The sequence below is a fragment of the Pedobacter sp. genome (assembly GCF_041645105.1).
In the GTDB taxonomy this organism is placed as follows: Bacteria; Bacteroidota; Bacteroidia; order Sphingobacteriales; family Sphingobacteriaceae; genus Pedobacter.
Window position 1 is genome coordinate 201530 of the sequence record NZ_JBAZQQ010000002.1, and the last position, 24482, is coordinate 226011.

At 43.8% G+C, this 24482-nt stretch carries 33 protein-coding genes; 17 read left to right on the forward strand and 16 right to left on the reverse strand.

Annotated features, from left to right (window positions below; all coding sequences use genetic code 11):
* Positions 1 to 19: 19 nt before the first annotated feature.
* From WC623_RS06920 to WC623_RS06930, 3 genes are all read right to left on the reverse strand, one after another.
* Positions 20 to 343, reverse strand: coding sequence for a hypothetical protein (locus WC623_RS06920; RefSeq protein WP_372849317.1), 324 nt, complete (start codon positions 341 to 343; stop codon positions 20 to 22).
* 63 nt (positions 344 to 406) lie between these two features.
* The gene (locus WC623_RS06925; protein WP_372849319.1) at positions 407 to 751 is read right to left on the reverse strand and encodes a YtxH domain-containing protein; all 345 of its coding nucleotides are present in this window, start codon (positions 749 to 751) and stop codon (positions 407 to 409) included.
* 50 nt (positions 752 to 801) lie between these two features.
* The gene (locus WC623_RS06930; RefSeq protein WP_372849321.1) at positions 802 to 1053 is read right to left on the reverse strand and encodes a hypothetical protein; all 252 of its coding nucleotides are present in this window, start codon (positions 1051 to 1053) and stop codon (positions 802 to 804) included.
* Positions 1054 to 1234: 181 nt separating this feature from the next.
* On the opposite strand from WC623_RS06930, the gene WC623_RS06935 reads away from it, so the two are divergent.
* Genes WC623_RS06935 through WC623_RS06955 form a run of 5 tightly spaced genes read left to right on the forward strand, consistent with a single transcriptional unit; the run spans position 1235 to position 2951 of the window.
* Entirely contained in the window at positions 1235 to 1936 is a 702-nt protein-coding gene (locus tag WC623_RS06935) for a type 1 glutamine amidotransferase domain-containing protein (protein ID WP_372849323.1), read from the forward strand.
* A gap of 12 nt (positions 1937 to 1948) precedes the next feature.
* On the forward strand, positions 1949 to 2119 hold the full coding sequence (locus tag WC623_RS06940) for a DUF3606 domain-containing protein (RefSeq protein WP_372849325.1): 171 nt from the start codon (positions 1949 to 1951) through the stop codon (positions 2117 to 2119).
* A gap of 28 nt (positions 2120 to 2147) precedes the next feature.
* Positions 2148 to 2447: a nuclear transport factor 2 family protein gene (locus WC623_RS06945; RefSeq protein WP_372849327.1), complete on the forward strand. Its 300-nt coding sequence runs from the start codon at positions 2148 to 2150 to the stop codon at positions 2445 to 2447.
* 55 nt (positions 2448 to 2502) lie between these two features.
* The gene (locus WC623_RS06950; protein WP_372849329.1) at positions 2503 to 2724 is read left to right on the forward strand and encodes a hypothetical protein; all 222 of its coding nucleotides are present in this window, start codon (positions 2503 to 2505) and stop codon (positions 2722 to 2724) included.
* A complete protein-coding gene (locus WC623_RS06955) occupies positions 2721 to 2951 on the forward strand; it encodes a hypothetical protein (protein WP_349788002.1) in 231 nt (76 codons plus the stop codon). The genes WC623_RS06950 and WC623_RS06955 overlap by 4 nt, the downstream gene beginning before the upstream one ends.
* A 31-nt stretch (positions 2952 to 2982) precedes the next feature.
* Here the strand turns inward: WC623_RS06955 and WC623_RS06960 are convergent, their stop codons facing one another.
* Positions 2983 to 3633: an alpha-ketoglutarate-dependent dioxygenase AlkB gene (locus WC623_RS06960; protein ID WP_372849331.1), complete on the reverse strand. Its 651-nt coding sequence runs from the start codon at positions 3631 to 3633 to the stop codon at positions 2983 to 2985.
* A 201-nt stretch (positions 3634 to 3834) separates the two neighbouring features.
* Here WC623_RS06960 and WC623_RS06965 point away from each other — a divergent pair, with 201 nt between their 5' ends.
* The 5 genes from WC623_RS06965 (at position 3835) to WC623_RS06985 (ending at position 10614) form a co-directional block, all read left to right on the forward strand.
* Positions 3835 to 4572: an ImuA family protein gene (locus WC623_RS06965; protein ID WP_372849333.1), complete on the forward strand. Its 738-nt coding sequence runs from the start codon at positions 3835 to 3837 to the stop codon at positions 4570 to 4572.
* A complete protein-coding gene (locus WC623_RS06970) occupies positions 4539 to 6086 on the forward strand; it encodes a DNA polymerase Y family protein (protein WP_372849335.1) in 1548 nt (515 codons plus the stop codon). Before WC623_RS06965 ends, WC623_RS06970 begins: the two co-directional genes overlap by 34 nt.
* A gap of 11 nt (positions 6087 to 6097) precedes the next feature.
* Complete coding sequence (locus tag WC623_RS06975; RefSeq protein ID WP_372849337.1) at positions 6098 to 9328, forward strand: error-prone DNA polymerase; 3231 nt, start codon at positions 6098 to 6100, stop codon at positions 9326 to 9328.
* Positions 9329 to 9558: 230 nt separating this feature from the next.
* A complete protein-coding gene (locus WC623_RS06980; RefSeq protein WP_372849339.1) occupies positions 9559 to 10338 on the forward strand; it encodes an Fpg/Nei family DNA glycosylase in 780 nt (259 codons plus the stop codon).
* Positions 10339 to 10356: 18 nt separating this feature from the next.
* The gene (locus WC623_RS06985) at positions 10357 to 10614 is read left to right on the forward strand and encodes a hypothetical protein (RefSeq protein ID WP_372849341.1); all 258 of its coding nucleotides are present in this window, start codon (positions 10357 to 10359) and stop codon (positions 10612 to 10614) included.
* A gap of 9 nt (positions 10615 to 10623) precedes the next feature.
* Here WC623_RS06985 and WC623_RS06990 read toward each other — a convergent pair whose 3' ends face one another.
* On the reverse strand, positions 10624 to 10797 hold the full coding sequence (locus tag WC623_RS06990; RefSeq protein ID WP_372849343.1) for a hypothetical protein: 174 nt from the start codon (positions 10795 to 10797) through the stop codon (positions 10624 to 10626).
* Between the two features lie 498 nt (positions 10798 to 11295).
* Here WC623_RS06990 and WC623_RS06995 point away from each other — a divergent pair, with 498 nt between their 5' ends.
* Both WC623_RS06995 and WC623_RS07000 read left to right on the forward strand, forming a co-directional pair.
* A complete protein-coding gene (locus WC623_RS06995; RefSeq protein ID WP_372849345.1) occupies positions 11296 to 11775 on the forward strand; it encodes a cupin domain-containing protein in 480 nt (159 codons plus the stop codon).
* Entirely contained in the window at positions 11772 to 12509 is a 738-nt protein-coding gene (locus tag WC623_RS07000; RefSeq protein WP_372849347.1) for an MBL fold metallo-hydrolase, read from the forward strand. The genes WC623_RS06995 and WC623_RS07000 overlap by 4 nt, the downstream gene beginning before the upstream one ends.
* 457 nt (positions 12510 to 12966) lie before the next feature.
* Here WC623_RS07000 and WC623_RS07005 read toward each other — a convergent pair whose 3' ends face one another.
* The 9 genes from WC623_RS07005 to WC623_RS07045 all read right to left on the reverse strand — a co-directional run bounded on the left by WC623_RS07005 (position 12967) and on the right by WC623_RS07045 (position 19496).
* On the reverse strand, positions 12967 to 13329 hold the full coding sequence (locus WC623_RS07005; RefSeq protein WP_372849349.1) for a PleD family two-component system response regulator: 363 nt from the start codon (positions 13327 to 13329) through the stop codon (positions 12967 to 12969).
* On the reverse strand, positions 13326 to 15950 hold the full coding sequence (locus WC623_RS07010; RefSeq protein ID WP_372849351.1) for a PAS domain-containing protein: 2625 nt from the start codon (positions 15948 to 15950) through the stop codon (positions 13326 to 13328). Before WC623_RS07010 ends, WC623_RS07005 begins: the two co-directional genes overlap by 4 nt.
* A gap of 395 nt (positions 15951 to 16345) precedes the next feature.
* Positions 16346 to 17458, reverse strand: a complete 1113-nt coding sequence (locus WC623_RS07015) for a sensor histidine kinase (RefSeq protein ID WP_372849353.1) — start codon at positions 17456 to 17458, stop codon at positions 16346 to 16348.
* A 306-nt stretch (positions 17459 to 17764) separates the two neighbouring features.
* The gene (locus tag WC623_RS07020) at positions 17765 to 17857 is read right to left on the reverse strand and encodes a DinB family protein (protein ID WP_372850566.1); all 93 of its coding nucleotides are present in this window, start codon (positions 17855 to 17857) and stop codon (positions 17765 to 17767) included.
* Entirely contained in the window at positions 17821 to 18243 is a 423-nt protein-coding gene (locus WC623_RS07025; protein ID WP_372849355.1) for a hypothetical protein, read from the reverse strand. The genes WC623_RS07020 and WC623_RS07025 overlap by 37 nt, the downstream gene beginning before the upstream one ends.
* A gap of 93 nt (positions 18244 to 18336) precedes the next feature.
* Positions 18337 to 18696, reverse strand: coding sequence for a nuclear transport factor 2 family protein (locus WC623_RS07030; protein ID WP_372849357.1), 360 nt, complete (start codon positions 18694 to 18696; stop codon positions 18337 to 18339).
* Between the two features lie 47 nt (positions 18697 to 18743).
* Positions 18744 to 18923 (reverse strand): hypothetical protein, encoded by a 180-nt coding sequence (locus tag WC623_RS07035; RefSeq protein WP_349787989.1) that lies wholly within the window; start codon positions 18921 to 18923, stop codon positions 18744 to 18746.
* A gap of 16 nt (positions 18924 to 18939) precedes the next feature.
* Positions 18940 to 19170, reverse strand: coding sequence for a hypothetical protein (locus tag WC623_RS07040; RefSeq protein WP_349787846.1), 231 nt, complete (start codon positions 19168 to 19170; stop codon positions 18940 to 18942).
* Between the two features lie 38 nt (positions 19171 to 19208).
* The gene (locus tag WC623_RS07045) at positions 19209 to 19496 is read right to left on the reverse strand and encodes a lipocalin family protein (RefSeq protein ID WP_372849360.1); all 288 of its coding nucleotides are present in this window, start codon (positions 19494 to 19496) and stop codon (positions 19209 to 19211) included.
* 280 nt (positions 19497 to 19776) lie between these two features.
* Between WC623_RS07045 and WC623_RS07050 the strand changes: the two genes are divergently transcribed.
* From WC623_RS07050 to WC623_RS07070, 5 genes are all read left to right on the forward strand, one after another.
* Positions 19777 to 20214 carry an Hsp20/alpha crystallin family protein gene (locus WC623_RS07050; RefSeq protein ID WP_372849362.1) on the forward strand — a complete coding sequence of 146 codons (438 nt, stop codon included), beginning with the start codon at positions 19777 to 19779 and terminating at the stop codon, positions 20212 to 20214.
* Positions 20215 to 20277: 63 nt separating this feature from the next.
* Positions 20278 to 20580 (forward strand): hypothetical protein, encoded by a 303-nt coding sequence (locus WC623_RS07055; RefSeq protein ID WP_372849364.1) that lies wholly within the window; start codon positions 20278 to 20280, stop codon positions 20578 to 20580.
* 192 nt (positions 20581 to 20772) lie between these two features.
* Complete coding sequence (locus WC623_RS07060) at positions 20773 to 20988, forward strand: hypothetical protein (RefSeq protein WP_372849366.1); 216 nt, start codon at positions 20773 to 20775, stop codon at positions 20986 to 20988.
* A 4-nt stretch (positions 20989 to 20992) separates the two neighbouring features.
* Positions 20993 to 21640, forward strand: coding sequence for a hypothetical protein (locus WC623_RS07065; protein WP_372849368.1), 648 nt, complete (start codon positions 20993 to 20995; stop codon positions 21638 to 21640).
* Between the two features lie 35 nt (positions 21641 to 21675).
* The gene (locus WC623_RS07070) at positions 21676 to 23241 is read left to right on the forward strand and encodes an FAD-dependent oxidoreductase (protein WP_372849370.1); all 1566 of its coding nucleotides are present in this window, start codon (positions 21676 to 21678) and stop codon (positions 23239 to 23241) included.
* Positions 23242 to 23277: 36 nt separating this feature from the next.
* Here the strand turns inward: WC623_RS07070 and WC623_RS07075 are convergent, their stop codons facing one another.
* Together WC623_RS07075 and WC623_RS07080 are read right to left on the reverse strand one after the other, a co-directional pair.
* Complete coding sequence (locus tag WC623_RS07075) at positions 23278 to 23778, reverse strand: CinA family protein (protein WP_372849372.1); 501 nt, start codon at positions 23776 to 23778, stop codon at positions 23278 to 23280.
* A gap of 30 nt (positions 23779 to 23808) precedes the next feature.
* On the reverse strand, positions 23809 to 24480 hold the full coding sequence (locus WC623_RS07080; RefSeq protein ID WP_372849374.1) for a DUF6766 family protein: 672 nt from the start codon (positions 24478 to 24480) through the stop codon (positions 23809 to 23811).
* Positions 24481 to 24482: the final 2 nt, after the last annotated feature.

The window sequence follows — 24482 nt, forward strand, 5'->3', positions numbered from 1 at the left end:
ATAAACTTGCAATCGGCCATTAGTTCAATTCGTTTTGGTCATCGTTATTCAGGCTCAAATCATCGTCTGCATCATGGTTTAAATCATGATCTTCTTCCTCGTCTTCTTTGGTAGGTAATTCATCATCTTCGTTATCCTCAACTTTGTCATCATTTTCCGGATCTATTGGTGGATCTTGCTGGTGGAAGCTGGGGTCGAGCTCGTCTGTTTCTCCGGTAATTGTGGCCTCAATCAGTACTTTTTGCGGCTGACCTGTAGCTTGTGGTTGCTGGTAATTATCAGCGTCTGTTGCAGGTGTTTGGTTTTGATCGCTGACCTGCGATGTGTTTTCTTGGGTAGCCATGATGTTTATGTTTATTGATGAATGGGACTGCCTCTGGCTATGGCAATAGCCAGAGGTTTATATTTATTCTGTTAGTGCCTTATCTTTCCATGCTGTGGTTCCTGCTGAGGGTATTTTGATTGATGTTGGATCTTTGCGTTTACTTTCTGGTCCCTGTAGATGTGCTGCATGTTCACGCGTGGTTTCTCGCAAATCATCAAACAAATGTTCTTCCATTTCATCCTGATGGGTTGGTTGTCCAGACCTCAGTTTTTCTGCCAATAGTTTTCTGGATTCACGTCCGGATTTTGGCGCGAACAATACAGCTAATGCGGAGCCTGCTGCAAGTCCGGCGAGGAGTGCAAAGGCGGTTAGGCTATGGTCTTTTTGTGTTTGTATGGTGTTTTGGATGATTTTTCTATAGTTCATAATAAGGGGGATTAGTGGTTAATTTTTTTGTGGTAAGCAGTTGTGTGTGATCAGGGAGTGATTAACTTTTCCTTTTGGTCTTCGTCATCTGCTCTTTTATTGCCTAAGTCTGGTTTTGGTGTGCTGTGTTCCGGGTTGGTTTTTACTTTTTTATGCTCGTCATTCAAATTTTCTGTAGCTGGTAATTCCTGACTGTTTCTGTGATCGGTGCTGCTATGAAATTTTGGTGTGGTCAGTTCTTCTGGTTTTTCAACGTTGTATTCTGCTGATCCGGGTTTCGGAGTTTTCTTTTGATTGTTCATAGTCATATCATTAAGGGCCAAATACGGCTGGTGATTAGACTCTTATAACATTCAGTTTAGCGCATTGTTTATAGAAATTTTTAATTGATTTTTTTGAAACATTCTATATTTCAGGATGTTGGGTATAGGTTGTAGATCCTTTTATAAATATGGAATTCAATAATTGACAATGAAATAAAATATGGAGAATCTTAAGAAACACATTTTGATGGTGCTGACTTCTCATGCAGAGATGGAGCATACCGATAGTAAGACGGGGGTATGGTTGGGTGAGTTTACGGATCCTTATTATGAATTTATTGATGCGGGGTACCGCGTTACCCTGGCTAGTCCTAAGGGGGGCAGGCCGCCGGTTGATCCGATGAGTGAGCTGACTGAAAACATTACGGGTGCTAACCGCCGGTTTCAGGATGATGAAAGCGCGAAGATTGCTTTTGCTCGAACTTATGAATTGGCGCTGATGGATGCTTCAGATTATGATGCGGTGTTTTACCCGGGTGGGCATGGTCCGATCTGGGATCTGGCAACTGATGGAAACAGTGGAAGATTGATTCTTGATTTTTATAATTCTGGAAAGCCTGTGGCGACGGTATGCCATGGTCCGGCTGCTTTGATTAAAGCAGAGGAGTTACAACCCGGTTTTTTGGATGGAAAAAATATTTCTGCTTTTACCAATATTGAAGAAACTATGGTGGGGAGAGCAGGGAATGTCCCTTACCAATTGGAAACCAGGTTAAAAGAATTGGGAGCCAACTTATCCAGCGCAATGATACCTTTTGTAAGTCACGTTGAAATAGACGGGTTGCTGGTTACCGGACAGAATCCTTTATCTGCTGGTCCGGCGGCAAAAGCGCTAATCAAAGTAATAGAAGAGGGATATTAAAAAGATAACATAATGAAAGAACAGGATCAATTTGCTGATGCAGATGATATCAATATGGAAAACGATTATGAAATTCAATATTGGACTAGTCAGTTGAAGGTGACCAATGATGAACTAAAAGAAGCGGTCCGAGTAGTTGGAAATGAGATTGAGGCGGTAAAAATATATTTAAATAAAGCCTGAGCAAATGAGGGAAAACAATAAGCAAATATTGGAACAGGCGAACGCTGCCATGACCATATGCGACTATGAAGGTTTTCTTTCCTTCTGTACAGCAGATACGGAGTGGACTTTTGTCGGTGAACAGACCTTGCAAGGTAAGCAGGATGTGCGGGAGTATATGGCAAAGGTTTATGTGGAGCCACCTAAATTTAGGGTTGAGCGTTTGATTGCTGAGGATGATTTTGTGACTGCACTCGGTCAGATCAGCCTGAAGGATAAAAAAGGTAAAATGGTTGATTATGCTTATGCGATGTTTGGCAGTTTCTTGATGGGAAACTGCACAAATTGAAGGCCTTTGTTATTGCTGCTAAAACCTAACGCTGACCTTGTTGTTATCTATAGATATGGAATCATTTGAAATACAACTTTTGGAAGACCACTTTAAAATTGAACCACTTGAAAATGGTCTTTACCGGATCATGGAAGGTGATCATAAGCTAGGTGTGATTTTTCAGGAAGCTGAGGGTGATCAGCTCAAATGGGTTAAATGGGCGACTGAGAGTGAACTTGATGATGATTTTATTCAACAGATTGGAGAGTTAATCACAGAACACAATATGCTATGAAAGCTTTTTATAATGAGATAGAACCTTATAAAATTAAAGCATCCGGCATGCAGCTGACCGTATTGCCTATGGAGGATGGTGTTTACCGCGTGTGCGATAGAAATAAAATTTTAGCTGATCTTTATCCAGAGATTACTGCGGTAGGAATTTTCTGGAATGGCTTTGGCCAGCTCCCTTTATGGTTTGTCGAGGAAATTGGCGAGCAAATTTGCGCCTGTGAAATCTAAATTGTTCGCACATTCCTGCTTCTTCTGAAATTTATATGTTGACTGATGAGCTCGTTTTTGCCTTATCAAAATAAACTGGTTTTGAAGATTCCGAAATCCGGAAAGTGAGGTTGATGCGGGGACCGACCGTTCTTGCTGTTTTAGGGATGTGGTGCTCGTAGTAGTCCTGCATGGTATCACCCATCAATAGTAAACTCCCATGGGTCAGTGGAATATCCAGTCCTGAGAGGTCTTTGTTGAACTTATGACGAACTTTAAAGATTCTGGTGTCTCCAAAAGTGAGGGAAGCTATGTGATGGTGCTTGCCATCTGCTGGAAGGTTATCACTATGCCAGGCTACAGAATCTTTTCCATTTCTATAGAGGTTTAACAGGACTCGGTCGAAGCGGATGTTGGTTATCTTTTCTACTGATGCTTTAATTTCAAGTAATACCGGAGTCCACTGATGTCCATTTTCTCCGCCATAGTAAGCGGTTAGCCGGGGATCAGGAATCACCTTGTCGTACATTTTTCGCATGCGCTGTTGCCATGGGGATTCGCTTAAAAGGATGTTGTAATAGGCATCCGATTTTGGCTTATCAAAAAGATGCTGCCATAATCGCAGTTCAGTGTCAGGCAATTGGAAATCTGTATACCGCTTTATCCCTCCATCAAATAATTCCGTTGCTGAAAACAGGTTCATGTTACAAATATAAAAATTTTGATAAATAACTAAAAATATTAGTATTTGAAATGTTTTGTTGTGACTTAATAGTATTGTTTTGGGTTTTTGTCAACAAAATTCATTGAATTGTTAACATTTAATTATTTGCTAACATTTTTAGTATTATGTTTGTTGTGTATTTGATAGCTGATGGAATAGTAGGGTTAAAAGGGATGAATTATGGATGCTAAAAAGGAATTATTGATCAAACTGCAGCAGGATATCCTGCTTTGGCAGGGCTTTAAGCCTCAGGCTGGGGCTAGCGCTGAAAGGATTGGACTTGGTGAAATTGAGCAGGGATTTCCGGGCGGGGTATTTCCCAAAAGGGCAATTCATGAATTTATCACCGTTTTGCCGGAGGATGCCGCATGCAGTGACGGTTTTATTGCTGGTCTGCTGGCTGTTTTGATGCAGGATGGTGCGGCCTGTGTCTGGGTGAGTACATCCCGGAGGTTGTTTCCTGCTTCATTAAGCACATTCAATGTGGAGCCGGAAAGAATTATTTTCATGGATGTGAAGACGGAGAAAGATGCGCTTTGGATTACTGAAGAAGCTTTGAAGTGTGAAGGATTGGCAGCGGTAGTTGCTGAATTGAATAATTTGAGTTTAATAGCCTCCCGCAGGTTACAGTTAGCCGTTGAGCAGAGCGGGGTGACTGGTTTTATCCTGAGAAAGGATGCCAGTAAAGCGGCGAGTACTGTAGCTACTGCGCGGTGGAAGATCAGCCCATTGCCTTCTGATACCGGAAATGGTCTTCCCGGTTTGGGGTTTCCAAGGTGGCAGGTTGAGCTGCTGAAGGTGCGTAATGGTAATCCGGGAAGCTGGGTGCTGGAATGGGCCGGAGAAAATTTTGCAGCAGTTGAGAAGTTAACTGAGCAGTCGGTGTGGCCGGAAAAACAGAAGAGGCAAATTGGATAAGTGTGATGCAAAGGCGTTTTGTTTCTATATGGTTCCGCCAGCTACTGGCTGACTGGCAGCTGATCCGCAGGCCTGAACTTATTGATGTGCCCTTTGTATTTTCTGCGCCTGATCATGGGCGCATGATGATTACTGCTGTGAGCTCACTTGCTGCTGAAGCTGGTGTGGAAGCAGGTATGCGGGCGGCTGATGCCAAGGCGATCTGCCCGGGCTTGGAAGTGCTGGATGATAAGCCCGAACGTCCGCGGAATTTACTGCGGGGTCTTGGAGAATGGTGTGTGAGGTATTCGCCTATTGTGGCCATTGATGAATTTGGAATGGATGGGCTGCTGCTGGATGTTTCCGGATGTACACACCTTTGGGGTGGTGAACGGGAGTATTTAAAAGAGATCGTTTCGCGTTTAAAAAGCAAGGGATATACCGTTAGTGTAGCGATTGCGGATACTCCAGGAGCTGCCTGGGCAGTTTCCCATTTTTGTAAAGTGACGCCACTAATTCCTGTGGGTGGGCATCCGGAGGCTTTGCTTGGCTTGGTGCCGGAGGCTTTGCGCTTGGAAAATACGGTACTGGCTAAATTGCGTAAGCTGGGATTTTACCAGATTAAAAGTTTTATTGGCATGCCGCGCTCTGTATTGCGCAGGCGTTTTGGGGAAGGGTTTCTATTGCGACTGGCCCAGGCATTGGGAACCGAAGATGAGGTGCTGCTGCCTTTGCAGGTTCCGGTGCCATTTCGGGAGCGTCTGCTTTGTCTGGAGCCGATCAAAACCCGGACAGGAATTGAAATTGCGATCACTAAAATGCTGGAAAGTTTATGTAAGCGTATGCAGGCTGAGGGCAAAGGATTGCGAACTGGGGTGCTTACAGGATACCGGATTGATGGAAAGGTGGTTCAGGTGGTGATTGGAACCAGTGGTGCCAGCCATAGCCTGAGTCATTTGTTTAAGCTTTTTCAGTTAAAGATTGATCAGATCCGCCCTGGACTGGGGATTGAGCTTTTTGTTTTGGACGCGCCTAAGGTAGATGATGTACAGGTTCCGCAGGAAGAGATGTGGACCACAAAGCCAGGACTGGATGATCAGAGTGTCATTCGTTTATTAGACCGGGTTGCCGGAAGGGTAGGTGCTGAGGTGATCCACCGGTATTTGCCAGCGACACGTTACTGGCCTGAGCGTGCAGTGCTGCGGGCGGGATCGATTTCTGAAAAGCGGGCAACTAATTGGCGGGTAGAGCAGCCCCGCCCAACTGAATTGCTGAAGCGACCAGACCCGATTGAGGTGATGGCATTGATTCCAGATCATCCGCCTAAGTTTTTTATTTACAAGGGAATCAGACACCAGGTGATCAAGGCTGACGGGCCTGAGCGGATTGAACGGGAATGGTGGCTGGATGTGGGTGAACATAGGGATTATTACCAGGTGGAGGATGATCAGGGCGCACGGTACTGGCTGTTTCGCTCCGGCCATTATGGTGCTGATCAGAAATACCAGTGGTTTATTCATGGATTTTTTGCGTAAAGGATGGGGTTATGGGATATAGTGAATTACAGGTGACTTCGAATTTCAGTTTTTTGCGGGGTGCATCACATGCGCATGAGCTGGTGAACCAGGCAGAGGCTTTCGGGTATCAAAAGATCGCTGTAACAGATCGGAATACATTGGCGGGGATCGTACGGGCGCATTCGGCTTGCCGGGGAAAGAACGTAAAACTGATCCCAGCTTGCAGACTGGATCTGCTGGACGGCCCGAGTTTATTGGCCTATCCTACAGATAAGGCAGCTTATGGAAGGTTGTCTGCCTTACTCACTTTAGGGAACATGCGGGCAGAAAAAGGTTCCTGTCATCTTTCAAGGTCTGATGTTTATGCACACAGCAAAGGAATGATTTTTACGCTGGTGATGCCTGGAGTGCTTAACCGCAGGTTTGAATATGAAGCCAGTTTCATTTCAGCAGTGGCGCAATATCGTGAGGCGCTGGCTGGACAGCTGTATCTTTCAGCCACCAGAACGTATCTGGGCAATGATGATAAATTAATTTTCAGGACCAGGCAGCTTGCTGATTTTTATGGAATCCCAGTAGTAGCTACTAACGATGTACATTATCATGATCCATCCCGCAGGGAATTGCAGGATGTACTGACCTGTGTCCGGGAAAAATGTACGATACAGGAGGCTGGATTTCGTTTGCACCAGAATGCGGAGCGCTATATGAAGGAGGTGACGGAGATGCAGCGGTTATTTCGCAGATGTCCGGAAGCTATCGAAAATACCAGGGTGATTGCTGAAGCATGTAATTTTTCCCTGGATGAACTGAAATATGTTTATCCTGAAGAAATCAATCAAAGTGGACGTTCTCCATTGGAAGAGCTGGAATACCTGACCTGGAAAGGTGCGCATGAGTTATATGGAGACGTAGTTCCTGAGAAGGTTGTGAATATGATCAATCATGAAATGGCTTTTGTTAAGCAGATGGATTATGCCAATTACTTTTTATTTGTGGAAGATATTGTGCGTGAGGCCAGGTCAAGGGGGATTCTTTGCCAGGGGAGGGGATCGGCCGCGAATTCTGCCATCTGTTTTGTTTTGGGCATTACATCGGTTAATCCGATGAAATTCGATTTGCTTTTTGAACGCTTTATTTCTCCGGAGCGGAATGAGCCTCCAGATATTGATGTGGATTTTGAGCATGAACGCAGGGAGGAGATTATCCAATATATTTATAATAAGTACGGACGTGACCGTGCAGCGATCGTAGCAACAGTTACCCAGCAACATCAAAAGGGTGCGATCCGGGATGTGGGTAAAGCTATGGGATTATCTGTAGATACCATCAATAGGCTTTCGGGTTCTTTGTGGGAGTATACCAATGAATGGTTTGAAGGTAAAAGGATCACTGAATCGGGGCTGAATCCGAATGATCCGCATTTGAAAAAGACGCTGGAACTGACCGGGCAAATGATGGGTTTCCCACGTCAGTTGGGACAACATACTGGTGGTTTTGTGGTTACTCAAGGTAAGCTTACTGATCTTTGCCCGATCCTGAATGCCAGAATGGAAGATCGTACCAATATTGAATGGAACAAGGATGATATTGATGCTTTAGGTTTTTTGAAGGTGGACGTGCTGGCCCTGGGTATGCTGACTTGTATAAGAAAGGGATTTGATCTCTGCCGGGATCATTACGGGAAGGAGTTTACGCTGGCTAATATTCCGCAGGACGATCCGGATGTTTATGACATGATTTGTCTGGCTGATACGCTGGGTGTATTCCAGATTGAAAGCCGGGCACAGATGTCTATGTTACCCAGGTTGAAGCCACGGGAATTTTATGACCTGGTGATTGAGGTGGCAATTGTTCGTCCGGGACCAATCCAGGGAGATATGGTGCACCCATACCTTCGTAGGAGGAATGGTGAAGAACCTGTTGTTTATCCTTCGCCGGAGCTGAAAGAGATTCTGGGCAGGACTCTTGGTGTACCGCTTTTTCAGGAGCAGGCGATGAAGATTGCCATTGTTGCCGCTGGTTTTACACCTGCTGAGGCGGATGGCCTGCGAAGGAGTATGGCTACTTTTAAATTTCAGGGGGCTGTCAATCAGTATGAGCAGAAACTGATTGAAGGTATGGTGGGTAAAGGCTATACGGTTGAATTTGCGAAGCGGATTTTTAAACAGCTGGAGGGATTCGGAAGTTATGGATTTCCGGAATCTCATGCCGCAAGTTTTGCTTTATTGGTGTATGTTTCCTGCTGGGTTAAACATTATTATCCTGATGCTTTTGCAGCGGCGTTGCTGAACAGTATGCCGATGGGTTTTTATCAGCCTGCACAGATTGTCATTGATGCACAGAAACATGGTGTTGAGGTACGTGAAGTCGATGTGAATTATTCTTTATGGGACAATAAGCTGGAAGAAAAATCGGGCAAGTATTTTGCGCTTCGTTTGGGCTTCAGGGAGATTAAGGGAGTTCGTGAGGATGAAATGGAGATTCTGGTTGAGAATAGGAGTGATGGTTATAAGTCTATAACTGCTTTGCGGGATGCAGGTGTGTCTCTGGGTGCTTTGGAAAAGCTGGCCGATGCGGATGCCTTCCGGTCAATGGGAATGGATCGAAGGAAAGCATTATGGGATGTGTCAGCGTTGCAGGATATGCCTGTGGAATTGTTTAAGGGGCAAACTTCGGAAAGCATACTGGAAACGCAGGTTGAATTGCCTCTGATGAGTAAGGGGGAACATGTGGTGCAGGATTATGCCACCGTTGGTTTATCACTAAAAGCACATCCGGTGAGTTTCGTTCGTGCTCAGTTGGATATGCTGAATATCCGTTCTTGCCACACGATTAACAATGATTCCGTCAATGGACAGCTGGTTAAAGTAGCAGGATTGGTGCTGGTTCGTCAACGGCCTGGAACGGCTGGAGGAGTATGCTTTATTACGATTGAAGATGAATCAGGTTATTCAAATTTGGTGGTCTTTGAGAAATTGTTTGATACTTATCGTAAGGAAATTCTGCATTCCAGGTTACTGATGGTCGAGGGTAGATTACAGCGGGAAGGTCATGTGGTACACGTGATAGTGAGTAAGTGTTTTGATCTCACTAAGATGCTGGGTAAACTGGTACAGCGGGAAGTTGATGATTTGCCGGTATTGACATTAGCTAGAGGTGATGAAAAATCTGCGCCATATTCGGCTCAGAATAAAAGCACAGAGGCTGGGAGAGAAGTTCCTAAAGAAGTGTTTCATGGAGGCCGGAATTTTAAGTAGTGTCGATTGGATGTAAGAAATTAGAGTGCTGAATTTGCTTGATTCTCAATTCGCGAATTGAGAATATGCTTAGAGTTCAATGTCTGATACCGGTTTGAGGTAATACTGACCACTTAACCAGATACAGACTTTTTCGCTTTGAAGCTAAAAATAAAGGAGGTTCACAATCTCTGAAACTTTATCTTTTCAATTTTGTTCTGATTAAGTCTTTAATTTTAATACATCTGTATATGCCCGAATTACCTGATCTTGAAGTCTTCGCTGCTAACCTGGAAAAACGGTTTAAGCATAAGACCCTGGAGCGCCTGGAAGTGCTGGTCGCTAAAAAGCTGAATGTGCCGGAAAAGGAGCTAAAGGAAACTTTAGAAGGGCATCAGCTGACTGCGGTAAAACGAGAAGGAAAAACCATTCAGCTGCATTTTGGAGCTGAAAGGGTATTAGGGTTACACCTGATGCTGCATGGAGAGCTAAAGCTGATTGAAGCGAATGATAAAATAAAATATCCCATTATTTCATTTTATTTTAAAGCAGGGGACGGTTTTGCATTGTCTGACTTTCAAAAAGCTGCAACTCCTACCTTAAATCCTGCAGCCTCGGATGTGCCGGATGCGCTTTCCAAAGAAATGAGTGTGGCCTATCTGGAAGGGGTTTTCGCGAAAAAGAAAGCGCCGATAAAAACGGTATTGATGGACCAGCATATCATCCGGGGTATCGGCAATACTTATGCGGATGAAATTTTATGGGAGGCAAGGATTTCTCCCTTCTCGCCCGCTAAAGCGATTCCTAAAGCGAAAGTAAAGGAGCTGCATCAGGTGATCGGAAAGTTGTTGCGTAAGGAAATTGAGCAGATCAGCAAAATGTTACCCGATGAGCTGGGTGGAGAGATTAAGGATTTTTTAAAAATCCATGGGGCCGGGATCAAAGAAAGTCCCACCGGTAAAAAGATACTGGTAGAGGAGATCGGGGGCCGTAAATCTTATTATACTGAGGAGCAGCAATTGTACCAGTAACATATAAAACTAATGCTGATGTTAAAAGAAACCATTTTAAAGGTACTCGGTAAACAGTATGCAGCAGATTCCATGATTGAAATCAGATCTGGCAGGTATGATCTGGCGTTTAAAACAGATGACCGGGGTCGGCCCATTCTGTTATTTATGGGACAAAAGGATGCCAATGGTAAAATTAAGGGTGAGCGGTACGCAAGACGCTTGCTGACAGACACTGAAGGTAGGGTGGTAAAAGACCATTGGGATCATAAGGGCAAAGCTTCCGCACAATTGTAAATAAAAGCTTTATTCTTGTTTGTCCTTATTGGGATTAAGCAGTTCGGCACACTTTTTAAGTGTTGCATTCAGGACTTCATTTAATTCCCGTGACTTCTTTTTCAGGGCGGCACCTTTACGGGAAAGGGCACGCATTTTACGGGTATAATCGTGTGCTTTTAATGAGTCAGGGGTAATCTTCATGGGCTTTCGATTTCAATCGAATTTAAGCAAATTAAAAATCAATTCAAATGTTTTGTTTTAAAATTTCAACATGCACGAGCTGTAAATCTGTTGGTGTTTCAGCGGCGATTTGATTGATGAATTGATAGTTACTGATTTAGTATACAATTATTTATGTATTTCTTAGAACAATCTTACAGCGGGAATTGTAATACAGGTAACTAAGAAAGGAACTGGCATCATGAAAGATCAAACCCTTAGCCCGGTTAAACAGAAGAAGCCACATGGGCAAAACCTAAAAAAACTGTATCAGCGGATAATGAAGGCCCGCAAAAGTATGGTCCTGCCGATATGGAGCGTACAGTTTAGAGAACTAAAGTTTAAACAATAGCATTTCAACTTTAATTTTGCTGGAATGGCCTGGGGCAGGTCCCGGCATCTTTGGCTGAAGAGATCGGCCAATTTATTTACGTTTGCGAAATTTAATGGCTTATGGATACCGCTGAAATTTATCATTTTATGGATGACGGGGTTACGCCCAATAATAGCTTTCCTGTCGTTGTTTACCGAAAGGTAATTGAATTTGAGCCGGAGCATGCGGCGGACTGGCTGGAAGATCGTTTTGAGCAAAATGGCTGGACCAATGCGTTTCGCTGGCGGGTATATGATTATCATCATTATCACAGCAATACGCATGAAGTATTGGGTGTATATTCCGGTACAGCATCCCTGCAACTGGGTGGTGAACAGGGGCGACAGCTGGAAGTTCACCCAGGAGATGTGTTGATACTCCCGGCAGGGACGGGGCATATGTCCATTCATCACAGTAAGGACTTTTCGGTAGTTGGGGCATATCCCGATGGTAAGGAGCCCGACCTGATCCGATTGGAGGATAAGCGGCCTGAGGATGTAAGTGGAAAGATAGCTCAGGTGGGATTACCTCATCATGATCCGGTATATGGTCAATCAGCAGGCGGACTTTTAAATATTTGGCGATGACTGAGGTTAAGCTGAAAGTAATTGGTTGTGGTGATGCCTTCGGAAGTGGCGGGAGGCTAAATACCTGTTTTTATGTAGATGCGGGTTCAATCCGCTTTATGGTGGATTGTGGTGCGAGTAGTTTACCTGGACTCAAACAACGAGGCATTCAGGTGGATGATATTGACGCTATCGTGATCAGTCATTTTCATGGTGATCATTACGGTGGCGTGCCTTTCGTTTTGCTGGATGCGGCAGTCAATGGCAGAACTAAGAAATTTCAGATCATCAGCCCACTTGGTGGTCAGCGGCGGATCGCTGCTTTACTCGATCTGCTTTATCCCGGGACTGAAGTGCTGGGAAAGCTGGATATGGAGTTCTTGGAATATAATGTTAACGAAATAATGGATTTAGGAAGCTGGAGTTTACAGGCTTTTGATGTGATTCATTCTGAAAGGGCTTTGCCTCATGGTCTGCGAATTGAAGTTGCAGGGAAGGTGATGGCTTATTCGGGTGACACTTCCTGGACGGATGTCTTGTTTGCTTTAAGTGAACGGGCTGATGTATTTATCTGTGAGTGCAGTTTCCTTGATTTGAAGGTGAAAGGGCATATGCATTACCTGGAGTTGGAAAGCCGTTTGGCCGAATTCTCCTGTGAGAGGATGCTATTGACGCATTTTGACCAGCAGATGCTGGATAGGTTAGATGAGATTAAGGTAGAATGCCTGCGCGATGGTATGGAATTGGTGCTTTAATCTTTGTCTTTTACTTTCTTTCTTTACTGGAATTATTTGGTTTTTTTCTCACCAGTGTGATTAGACTATTGTTTACAATGGTTTGTAATATCAGCTTATTAGCGGATTGTCATTTCCCTGTAACGATACGCTTTTTGTAAATCTGTTTAGCTATTCCAGTCGTTTATTAAACAGAACGAGTGAGGATGAGTTGAGGGTGAACACACAGGGAGATTTGTTGAGAGGGAGAAAAGCCCGGTCTATTTTGGCTGGGCTTTTCATTATAAGTGTATGCTTAACGCTGTGCATCAAAAGAGTCGCTACAGGACATAGCCGTCAGGATATGTTTATAATTTTCATTTTCAATTTCTTGAGCTCTTTCTTGATCATTCAGCTAGTGTCGCATGTTACGCAACAGCGCTGAGTTATCATTCATTCATTCATTCATTCATTCATTCTATGCATTATTTTGGGTATGCTAGTTTGTAAGTTGCTCAATTTTTTCGATCAGATCTGACATTTCAAACGGTTTGGCTAGGAAATCATCTGCCCCGCAGGCAAGAGCAGATTCCTTTATCTGTCTGCTTGCCGATACCATCAGAACAGGAATCTTTGCTGTAACAGGATTAGCTTTGATTTGCTGGCAAACTTCCCTGCCGTCAATTCCGGACATCCAGATGTCTAATAATAACAGATCAGGACAGTCCTCAAGTGCCTTAATTACTTGTGTGCCGTTACTGGTGCTGTCAACTTGGTAATCCATTACTTCCAGCATCATTGTTATGGAATCGACAATGGCGTCGTCGTCGTCGGCTATAAAGATTTTTTTAGTTATTTTCATTCGTCTTTAGATGTAGTGTGTAGCACTTTTGGGATGGCAAAGCAGAAAGTGGAACCCTTTCCCTCCACTGAGTTAACCCAGATTCTGCCGCCGAGTTGTTTGACAATCTCGGAAGAAATATATAGTCCAAGCCCTAGTCCTGGAAAGGTGTGTTCCTTGGTGCCGGACACTCGGTAAAATTGCTCGAAGACCCGGTCTTTTTTATCCCGGTTTAATCCGATTCCGAAATCCTGTACACAAAGCTGTACTTCATCCACATGATTTTCGGTATATACAATAATGCGGTTGGCATCTGGTGAGTATTTGATAGCATTGGTCAAAAGATTGACTACAACCTGGCAAATTCTTTCCCTGTCCCCGATAATCATTCCTACCTCACCAAGTTTGCTTTGTATCTCGTGTTTTTCAGCACTAAGTTGTAAATCCGCAATGGAGTCACAGACCATTTCGTTGAAATCAAAGGATACGTTCTGAAACTCCAACCTGCCTGAATTGATTTTAGTTACATCTAAAAGATCGCCAATCAGCGAAGTCAGTCTGTTGATTTGTTTGTCCATTTTTGCCATCAATGCAGCATTTTTTTCGTCTCCTGATCGCTTTAGCATGGTTTCCAAAACCTGGGCGTATGCTTTAATACTGGTAACCGGGGTTTTAAGTTCATGGCTTGCGACGCTCAGAAAATTATCTTTCTGGCGTTCCAGTTCTTTCTGCTCGGTGATGTCGGTATTTGTGCCATACCATTTTGAGATCTGGCCATTTTTATTGGTTAGTGCAAGAGCTCTTACCAGCCACCATCTATAATTCCCAAATTTATCTTTCAATCTGAATTCCACTTGGTAAGGTTCCCCAGAGGAGATACTGCTTTGCCAGCTTTTTAGCGTTAAGCGTACATCATCTGGGTGCAATGTGGCCGCCCATTTAGTTCCGAGCGAGTCGCTGATTGGGACATCGCTGCACTCATACCAACGCTCATTGATGTAGTCTAACATGCCATCGGGAGTAGCAGTCCAGACTACGGCCGGGACAGCATTGGCAAGGAATTCAAGTTCTTTAACTGCCTGGTAGAGTTCAGCGTTTTTCAGATCCATTGCTTTTGTAGCATTGATTTCTGCACGAAGATCTCTGGCGATTCCAGCTATAGCTATCGGTTCGTTACTGAGTTGGTCACGAATGATAAAGAGCTGTTTGTGGATGGGAATCAATTCTGCAGTTTCCAGGTGTTTCAATTCCAAAGTGCCTGACCATTTGCCGCATTCAAGCAGTTGGTCCATAATAGTTGTACGGATCAGGGTTGAGGATTCTTCGGAATGATACGTGTAGATATTGGCTTTGGAGATATTTACTGAATCTACGCCGATTAGTTTTTGCCCAGCTGAATTTATGTAAATGGTATTTCCCTCCAGATCGGTATAATTACAAAAGTCTTCGCTAATTTCTACTATGTTAGCTAGTCGCTGCAGTTCTGTTTTGGCTTTTAGTTCGGGGCGGAGGTCACGTGCGGTGGCTCCCCTACCAATGATTTCACCGGTGATTGGATTTTTAATCAGGATATAGTTGACTTTACATGGTATGTTTTCTTGAGTCTGACAGTTCATTAAATGAAGAACGCCTGTCCAGCCGGTGTCGCTGTCGATCCGGGGAATGATGGTTTGCTGTACCCGCTGAAGTTCTTCTGGTTGGTAAAAATCCCTAGCGGTCATAGTGGTGATATCTTTATCTTGAGGAACTCCAAGCATTGTTCTTGCCGCCTGGTTCATATAGATCAATTTGCCGGACATGTCTGCTATTGACATGTGATCCGCGTTGTAATTGACTAATGCAAGTAGCTGCTGTTCGCTCAATGAAGTTTTGATCTCAGCGCTGATGTCGCGCGCGGTACCGGCGAAACGGTAAGCGATGCCTTGTTTATTAAAGTATGCGCGGCCTTTACAGTGAACCCAGCGGACTTGCCGGCTGTAGCTGCCGACAGTGCGGTAGCGTACATCGTAGGTGTCGGCACCGTTGGAACTTGTTGCTGTACTAACCGCGTCCATTACTTTTTGTTTATCATCTGGATGTATGCATGAGAGTACTGCATTGTAGTCTACCTCGTCATTGCCTTCAAATCCGAAAAGTTGCCGGCAACGCTGGTCCCAGTGTACGGAATGATTGATCAAATCTAAGTTCCATGTGCCAATTTCTGCAGATTCCAGCGCCAGGAGCATTCGCTCCTGAATATCCTCTAATTGAAGTTGTGTGTCAACCAGGGGTGTTACGTCGATGGCAGAATGAATAATTGCTTCTGTTTTTCCGTCAGGACCAACAATAGGCTTATAAGTATAGTTAAAATAAAACGACTGGAGCTTACCATCGACCAGCAATTCCGCTCTTGCTTTCTCTGCATGATAAGCGATGCCGCTGTCATAAGCAGTTTGTAATTGGTCAATAAAGGGCTGGTTTTGGAGTTCTGGTACAGCCTCCAGTAAGGTTTGCCCTATGATATCTTCGCCTTTATCCCAAAAAGCAAGCATGCTTGTATTCACAGCGGTAATGACGATGTCCCGGGTATGGTAGATAGCAGTTGCTGTGGGGGCGGCCTGAATTAGTTCGTTGAAACGGTTTTTATAGCTGGTTATGTCCATAATTTAAATATCAAATATAGTGTTTCGTATTTTTATAAAATGAATTTTATAAACAACATTCTTTAATTTTCTAACCAGTACAGCCTTTTGTTAAAGGCTTTTACTGAGCTAACAGCTCGCAAAAGAATTTGTTAGCGAACTGAAGCACCTGCCTGGTTAAGTTTATTAGCCACACTGTTTTCTGGATTTTTAATAGGCCAAATGTAAAACCAGATTCGAGTTCTCTGCATACCGGCTGTTCGTGACTAAGTATCCTGACAGGTACGTGAGTCTGGATTTAGTCAAAGGTTTAGCAAAAGGTGATCTTGATGCTACAACAAATCTTGAGCTGTTTAAGAATATCAACAATTGGAGATATGTTTCATTTATGCCGTTGGATATGGTCTGGCTGATCCTTAATCTTGATGATCGATATCTAGGAAAAAATAAAAAGTAGATCCTTCTCCTTGTTTACTGTCAACCTGAATTATGCTGTTGTGGTAACGCAGGAATTCGGCGACTAGATATAGACCTATGCCAAAGCCGGTGGTGTGTTTGGTCGCGAGATTCTCTATCCTTTGGAAGCGTTGAAATAGTTTTTTTTGATCTGCTTTTGCAATTCCGATGCCCTTGTCCTGTACAAATATTTTCACCCTTGAGCCCTCAGGTTCATAGCCTACAGTAATAGTACTTGACTCGGGGGAGTATTTTATGGCATTACTGATCAGGTTGATCAGCACCTGACTGATCTTTGCATAGTCTGCAGCAATACGTACCTGTCCGCTATGTATGAGTTTGATGTTATGGGAATGGTGCGTCAACTGTAATTCCTGAACAACCTCTTGAATGAGCAGGTGAAGTTCCAATGACTCAATGTTGAGGTTGACTTCAGCTTGTTCAAGCCTGGAGATATGAAGGAAGTCGTTGATCATTTTTGTCATGCCCAGTGCCAGTTTCTCGGTTCGCCGGAGGGATTGGGTGATGAATGCATCTCCGGATTTTGCAGATCTGGACAGCATGACCTGAATGAAGGCTAAAATGGAAGTCAGCGGTGTTTTAAGTTCATGGCTAACCATAGAGACAAAATCATTTTTACGCTGCTCTTCCTGAACAATAGCGGTGACATCCCTGGTGAAGCAGCGCGTATGAATAAATTTTCCGTCCCTGGTTAACACATTAGAGCTGATCAATACGTGTTTGATGGAGCCATCTTTACATTTGAGCCTTGCGCGGTAGTTGTGGAGTGTTTCATTATTTTTTAGCCTGAATAAAATGTCTTCGATAATCTCGGCATCGGCATGGAAGGCACTGATGGGTTGTCCGATATATTCATCTTTTTCATAACCCAATGCACTGAGTTCAGCCTGGTTGGCCCAGGTGATAATACCCAGGTGATTCACCCAGTGAAGGGGAAGGACTGCATTTTCGATAAAATCAGTCAGTTCTTCATTGATCTGTATCAATTCTTTGATACGAACTTTGTCAGCAGCAATTTCCTGCTGAAGTTCTTCAATTAATTTAGTTTTCACAGGCGTTATTTTGTTGCAAATTTACTGGAATTTCCTGAACAATCTGGAACTTATTCATTCGATATAGATTGATTTTTGATAATGAAATCGCTCTAAAAATCGAACTTCAGGAATTCAGTGATTTATTTACAGAGGGTATCCTTAGGATACGTTTTTGGTAAGGGCTTCGTTTAAGCCTCCTTCTCCAGCTAAAATGGCTTGGTTTTGAGGATTCTGAAGTCCGGAGAGGAAGGTTGATGCGGGGGATAGGCTGGATAGGATTGAACTGGAGTGTTTACCTGACGGCGGGGAATTGGATATTTAACATTAAAAGCGCATTACATCCGTATCCGGTGAAGTGTTACCGAGCAACCTGGCCATGGTCATGACCTGGCCTTTATGGTGAAACTCGTAGGTAATGACATGAGTGAATATGCTGTAGGCATCAGTTTCAATGTATTTTTCCGGCCATTTAAGCCTTTAACGTCCTGCATTGGGGCTGCTGAGAAATGTGCGATAAAACCTGCCATGATTTCATCCACCTGTGCAAACAGTTTTTCGATCTGGGTTATATTTAAAGGCTGGTCCTGATCGTAGTAAGTGGAGGCACCATTCATTGCAAAATTCCCTGCCCAGGCGATATAGGTATTGGCAATATGCACATACATATAGGAAATGGTTTTGTCTAGAAAGATGGGGAGTGGCTTTGCCAGATCATCCATGAGGTTTTCTTTCAGGAATTGGAAAACGACCTGCCTGGACTGCTGGACCAAGGTGTATTGTGTATAAAGTAAACCTGATTGCATAAAATAAATGTATGCAAAATTCCCTTGTGTTGATGCCTGACCTCATTTTTGTTTGAGGTTAATCAAAAAGGACTGCGGGCAGGACCTGTTTTGCTATTTGAGGTTGTCCACTACATAGGAACTCATTTTTACGATTTTATCATTTTTAAAATGGTAGATGTCGCAAAAGTTGCTTTCGTACTGTGTGCCGTCTTTTTTTGTAGTTGTACTGCTGCCCTGTACCGAGGCCATATCGCCTTCAATCACGATGGTGCTGAAGCGGAAGTTGCTGTGCTGGGCAACATTGCTGCCATCCATCTGGTTGATTTCTGCTATTCCGTTAAAGGTGGTATGACCAGATGCGCTGTACATGTCCCAGACGATGTCTTCTGCGAAGTAGTCCATAAAAGACTCCAGTTTGTTTTCGGTAAACAGGTGGTTAATTTGCTCGATAAGTTCTTTTGTTGTGGCCATGATGGTAAAATGTAGGTTAAAACTATATGTTTGAGGGAGGCTGCTGTTTAGGCTTTCCCTTTCTTTTTTTGCCTGAGTTCTTTGGCTTTTTTCAGGCCTGTGGCTATGGCCAGACCTTCATCGCCACTTTCTTCTAATATGGCGTTGGCGATTTCTACTGCTTTTTCCCTTAGTTTAATGGGAAGGTTTTTATAGGAGGGTGGATAGGTTCCTTTAGGCCAGGGCATAATGTTTTGATTTTGGTTAAAGTTTCCAGTTTTCGTGTGCTTGAATTTGATCTCGGATGGAATTCAACAGTGGCATATCTAGTTCGCATCCCTGGCTTTCGCATCGGGCATGGTCTTTTTCGTCCAGTTGAATTGTTCCTATGGTTTCTCCTTCGATGTAAATCTGATAACGTGCGTTACCTAAAGGTTTGATGTCGTAAAACTTCCCTTGCCCGTTATCTGCTACTTCTATTTTAAATTGTTCCATCGCTTGTAGTATTTATCATATCCAACAATGTAATTTCATTATTGTTTAAAATTGGGCAGTAGCGGGTTGATTATGAGTGGATTGTCAACTTTTTTTTCAGTATAGGTTGCTGTTACATTATCGAGGTTCTTTTCATATTTAAAATCAAGGTGTGCGATTTCGTACCATTTGCCCAGGTAACGTTTGCTGTCAAATGGTTTTACTGCTTTGGCTCCTTTTGGTATGCTGACTTTGCAGGCATTGAAAAGTATCAAGCAGGTACTGAGTGCTAAGCTGAGGTATAGTAGGTTTTTTTCCGCATTGTTCATATTGGCTATTTGTTTCATCTGGATAGGTGTATGCTCCCGTTAAAGGATTCATTTACTTAACTGGGGTAACAATTGCGGATGAATATAGTTTCGGGGTTGAATGGATCAGCTGGGATTTGGAGGTGAATTTTTGGCATTATAAAACTGAATTTTTTTCATTGCTGCTGAAAATTTTTCAGTCTGAGCGTATGTTTTTGGCATTGGCATTTTGCTTGTATTGAGAAAACTGAACGCGAAGTTCATGAGTTTAATTAATTGTATGTTTTAATCATTAAATCAAATTAAGGAGGAAGAACCTATGACACTGGTTAAATTTAATCCAAAGAGTAACAATTCATTAATGCCAGGCTTTAATGATGTTTTCAATTCTGTTTTCAATGATACTTTTTTTTCGGATCGCATGATGACTAAGGTGCCTGCGGCTAACATTTCTGAAAGTGCGGATCATTTTCATGTGGAGCTGGCTGCCCCTGGTCTGAAAAAAGAGGATTTTAAATTGAAGCTGGAAAGGGATGTGTTGAGCATTTCGGTTGAGCAGGTGCACGAGGATCAAAAACAAGAGCGCAATTATGCGAAACGTGAATATAGTTATAGTTCGTTTGTGCGTTCTTTTACTTTGCCTGAAACTGCGGATCAGAATGGAATTGAGGCGAAATACAATGATGGGGTATTGTGTATTGATATTCCTAAACGGGAGGAAGCGAAAGTGCAATCCCGCCAGATTGAGATTAAGTAATTAATGGTTTTAAATTTAGGTTGACCGGGCCGCTCTTTAGGGAGCGGCTCTTTTATGTGATAGATGATGGAAACAAGTTATGAGATTTCGCTGAATATGAAGACGCTGAAAGGGATGGAAACCTACGGGTGTTTTTCGCTTGGGGAGGATGAGGGGTTTGCCAGGTCTGTCTTTGGGTTGATGCAGGGAGAGGATTTGGTATTTCCGAGTGCTGTGATTACAATTGATTTGATAAAAAGGGAAAATAGTGTGCCTTTTCCACTTGGTTTAAGGCACTGTAGTTATGACCAGCTGGGTTATAATGTGAAGCTAATTACTAAGGAGTTGTTTAAGCAGTTGAATTTGGAAGGGGCGAAAATTAAGTAGGATTACTCGGATCGTATAATTTCCAAGTCTTAAATTCAGAATACGCTTAGATCCATTTTCAACTGGAAGCCCTCCATTCATTTTTTCTCAAACTCGTCCGCTGGTCATGTCTCTGTACTTAAGATAACTCTCAATTGCTGAAACTTCATTTAAATATCATACAGACGAAACATTTTCTTACCTGGGTGGTTAATGATTATCATCAGTATTCTGGGTGCTATTTTAATGAAGTTGGAAGATGCTTTTGTAATCAATGGACATGTGGCGGATGGATATCGGCTGAGGATTTATTATGGCGCTGCTGATGAATTTGCCTGCGGTGCTTATTTTTCGGTCAATGAAATTCTGGGAACCATGGGCTTGGGTACGGAAGTTAGCCTGGGTGATAAATATAAACCTAACCTATAAAACTATGGAAACAAATAAAGAAAATAGTGAGCCGGGAGCGGCACATGTGCCGCATCAGTACACAGGATCAGAAATGAATGCGGTTGAAAAGATACAGCTGGCTTCTGAGTCAGAAGCAATTCACTTTTTTAAAACGGTAAAGGAACGTTTGCTGGATGTAAACCGCTGGAGGGAAATTGCAGGGGGATCGATGTCAGACTTTTTTTTGACAGATGCAGCGGGAAATCTGGTGCAGCGTAAAGCGACAAGTGGTGATCATATTCGGATTGATATTCCGGGGCCGGGTGGCCAAACCGGCGGTGGTTATGACTGGGTAACTATTGAAGAAATTAAAATGCAGGTATTGGATGATGCAGAGGTGTTGAGCATGACCGCCAGGCCATCCCCAAATCCGCTGACCCGTAATGAAGACACTGCACATTTTCTTACCGATGAAGCAACATCTACTTTCCAGGTGAAGCGCATTGGTAATACAATCTATGCGGAAGAACATGGTCGCAATGAGGTTCCTAATACCGATACGGACAATACGCTGGATAATATCCGAAATACTTTTGTGGGCTGGGGCGCTAAGGTTGGTTTCTCTTATCCGCAGTGGAAAGCTTTGGTTAAAGGGCTCCTGAATCATGATAACCCTTACCGCTCTGCTTAATTTATATTGATCACTTTTATGTTAAACGGGTAAAGATGGAAAATAGTAAACAGAATATTGTGTTGAGAGACAGTACAAGTACCAGCCCCTGGCAGGAAGCCTCATGGGGGGGCGGAAATCAACCAATAGGAGTTGGACATCAGGCAGGTAAGTTATACGATTGCCTGGTTATTGGAGCGGGTATTACCGGGATTACCACAGCGTTGTTATTGCAGCGTGCAGGACTTTCCTGTGTGATAGCTGAGGCAAGGCAAGCTGGCTTTGGAACAACTGGTGGCACTTCTGCGCATTTGAATACTTTTTTTGATGCGACTTATCCGGAAGTGGAGAGTGATTTCGGTGAGCAGGCAGCTAAATTACTGGCCGCAGGAGGCAAACAGGCGATGGGTATGATCGAAGGTTTTGTGAAAGAGCTGAACATAGATTGTGATTTTGAATTTAAGTCGGCCTGGCTGTATGCGGAGAATGAGAAAGAAAGCAAGCAGTTGCAGAAAATCCTGGAAGCTGCTCAACGGGCAGGGATTGCGGTGGAGTCTGCAGAGGAAAACCTGGTGCCGGTGCCTTTTGATTCGGTGATCCGTTTCAAGGGGCAGGGACAGTTTCATCCTCTAAAGTACATTAATGGACTGCTGGCGGAGTTTCTAAAGCTGGGCGGTGTATTGCTGGAGAACACTAGGATCAGGGAAAGCAGTTTTGAAGACGGGGTCTTTGCAGCAAAATCTGATGCTGACATGATCCTTACGAGGAAAATGGTCTATGCTACGCATATTCCGCCGGGGATAAACCTGATGAGTTTAAGGAATGCGCCTTACCGCAGTTATGTATTAGGGCTGAAGTTGAAAGACGGGAATTATCCTGATGGCCTGGCTTATGATATGCAGGAGCCTTATCATTATTTCCGGACTCATGTAATTGATGAACAGTCTTATTTAATTGTGGGTGGTGAAGACCATAAAACCGGTCACGATGATCCGGAAGCTACCTTCCAGCGTTTAAAGGATTATGCTGGTCGATATTATGCAGTGGAATCGGTGGTTTACCAGTGGTCGGCGCAATACTATGTGCCGGTAGATGGATTGCCTTATGTCGGGCAATTACCAGGTGCTGCTGAGGGGACTTATGTGGCTACGGGATTTAATGGTAATGGAATGATGTTCGGAACACTTTCGGCAAAGATCATTTCAGATCTGGTTTTGGATAAGGAAAATGAATATGCCAGTTTGTTCAGGCCTTCCCGGATGAAGCCTGTAGCTGGATTTACTGAATTTGTAAAGGAAAATGCGGATGTGGCCTGGCATTTTATCGCCGACCGGTTTTCTTCTTCGCATTTGCAGGCGCTTACTGACCTTAAACCAGGGGAAGGAAAGCTGGTGGATTTTGAAGGGAAAAAGCTGGCGATTTATAAGGATGATGCTGGAAAGGTAACTGCACTAAACCCTACCTGTACACATGCAGGTTGTACCGTTCAGTTTAATGCGGCTGAGCAAAGCTGGGACTGTCCTTGTCACGGTGGAAGGTTTGATGTTTCAGGGAAAGTGCTGACCGGGCCTCCGACGATAGATCTGGAAACTGTGATCATCAGCTATGATAAGCAGCCCTGAGGCCCCTTTGAATAGTGAAATGAAGGGTGCAGCAGCTTATTTTAAGTTTTTTAAGTATTGATGCAGGTGTTTGGCGAGAAAGGTGATGGTCTGGGATATAATCTCGTCCGGGGCTCCCTGGAAGACGATTCTTTCGTCAAGCACTTGCTGCTGTCCTTGGAGGCCATGGAGGAACATGGTACCTACGGGTTTCCCCGGGGTTTCACTTCCGCCTGGTGCGGTCAGGCCGGTACAGCCAATGTGAATATCCGCTGGGATGAGTGTTTGGATTCCTATGGTGATTCCTCGGGTGACAGTTTCTGATTCAGGTGTAAATTCTTTGAGCTGTTGTTTTGGAACATCGAGCAGACTGCATTTTAAATCCGCGTCGTAACAGACAATGCCGCCTTTGAGAAATTTACCGGCATCAGGTACCATGGCAAATGCAGCGGATATACGCCCGGCAGTCGCACTTTCGGCAAAGGCTATGGTCAGCTGATGTTTGATCAGTAACTTGCCGCATCGTTTTACCTCTGTGTCATCTATGTCTTTTTTCATTAGTTTAATCAGGGTTAATCATTATCAGTGCTATTTCCCGGTTTCCATATGCGGGGCATCAACTGGTTTGGATTCAGGTGAGCCTTTTTGTCGCAGGTAAATGGTTAGGAACACAATAGAAGCGACCGAAAGGAATTCGCTTTGCCAGTTTTGAAAGGTTTCAAACCAGAATTCTGCCTGCCCCAGGTAAGTTGTTACGCTTTCTTTTGGGAGGTGTCTGGCTAGTTGTTCTACGTTGTGGTTCTGCCAGCTGCCATACAGGTGCAAGGCCCAGCTCGCCAGGAAAAGGATCGCGAAACAAATGGAAAGCGAATTGCTGTACAGCTTTAAGATCCATCCGCCTTTTCGTACCGCCCAGGGTGCGTCTTTTGATGGCTTGGGTTCCCGGTCTACTTCTTCGGGTTCATCCAGGCTTTTGGATTCTGCTGAACCGATCTGGCGTAAGGATACAGTGAGTAAAACGTACAAGGCCATTTGCAGGAATTCGCTTTCGAAGTTTTCGAAGGTCGCCGAGATGAAGTGCCCGCTTTGCAGGTAAGTGGCTAATCCTATTTCTGCTGCGTGGTCTTCCTGGAGATCCTGGTTGTGTTTTTTCCAGCCGGTAAGTGCCTGTGCGGCCAGGGTTGCGATAAAGAGCGTGAGGAAAACGATGGTTAGTCCGTTCCTGTATAAGTAGCTGTATTTTTTTTGGTTTGGTTTCATGA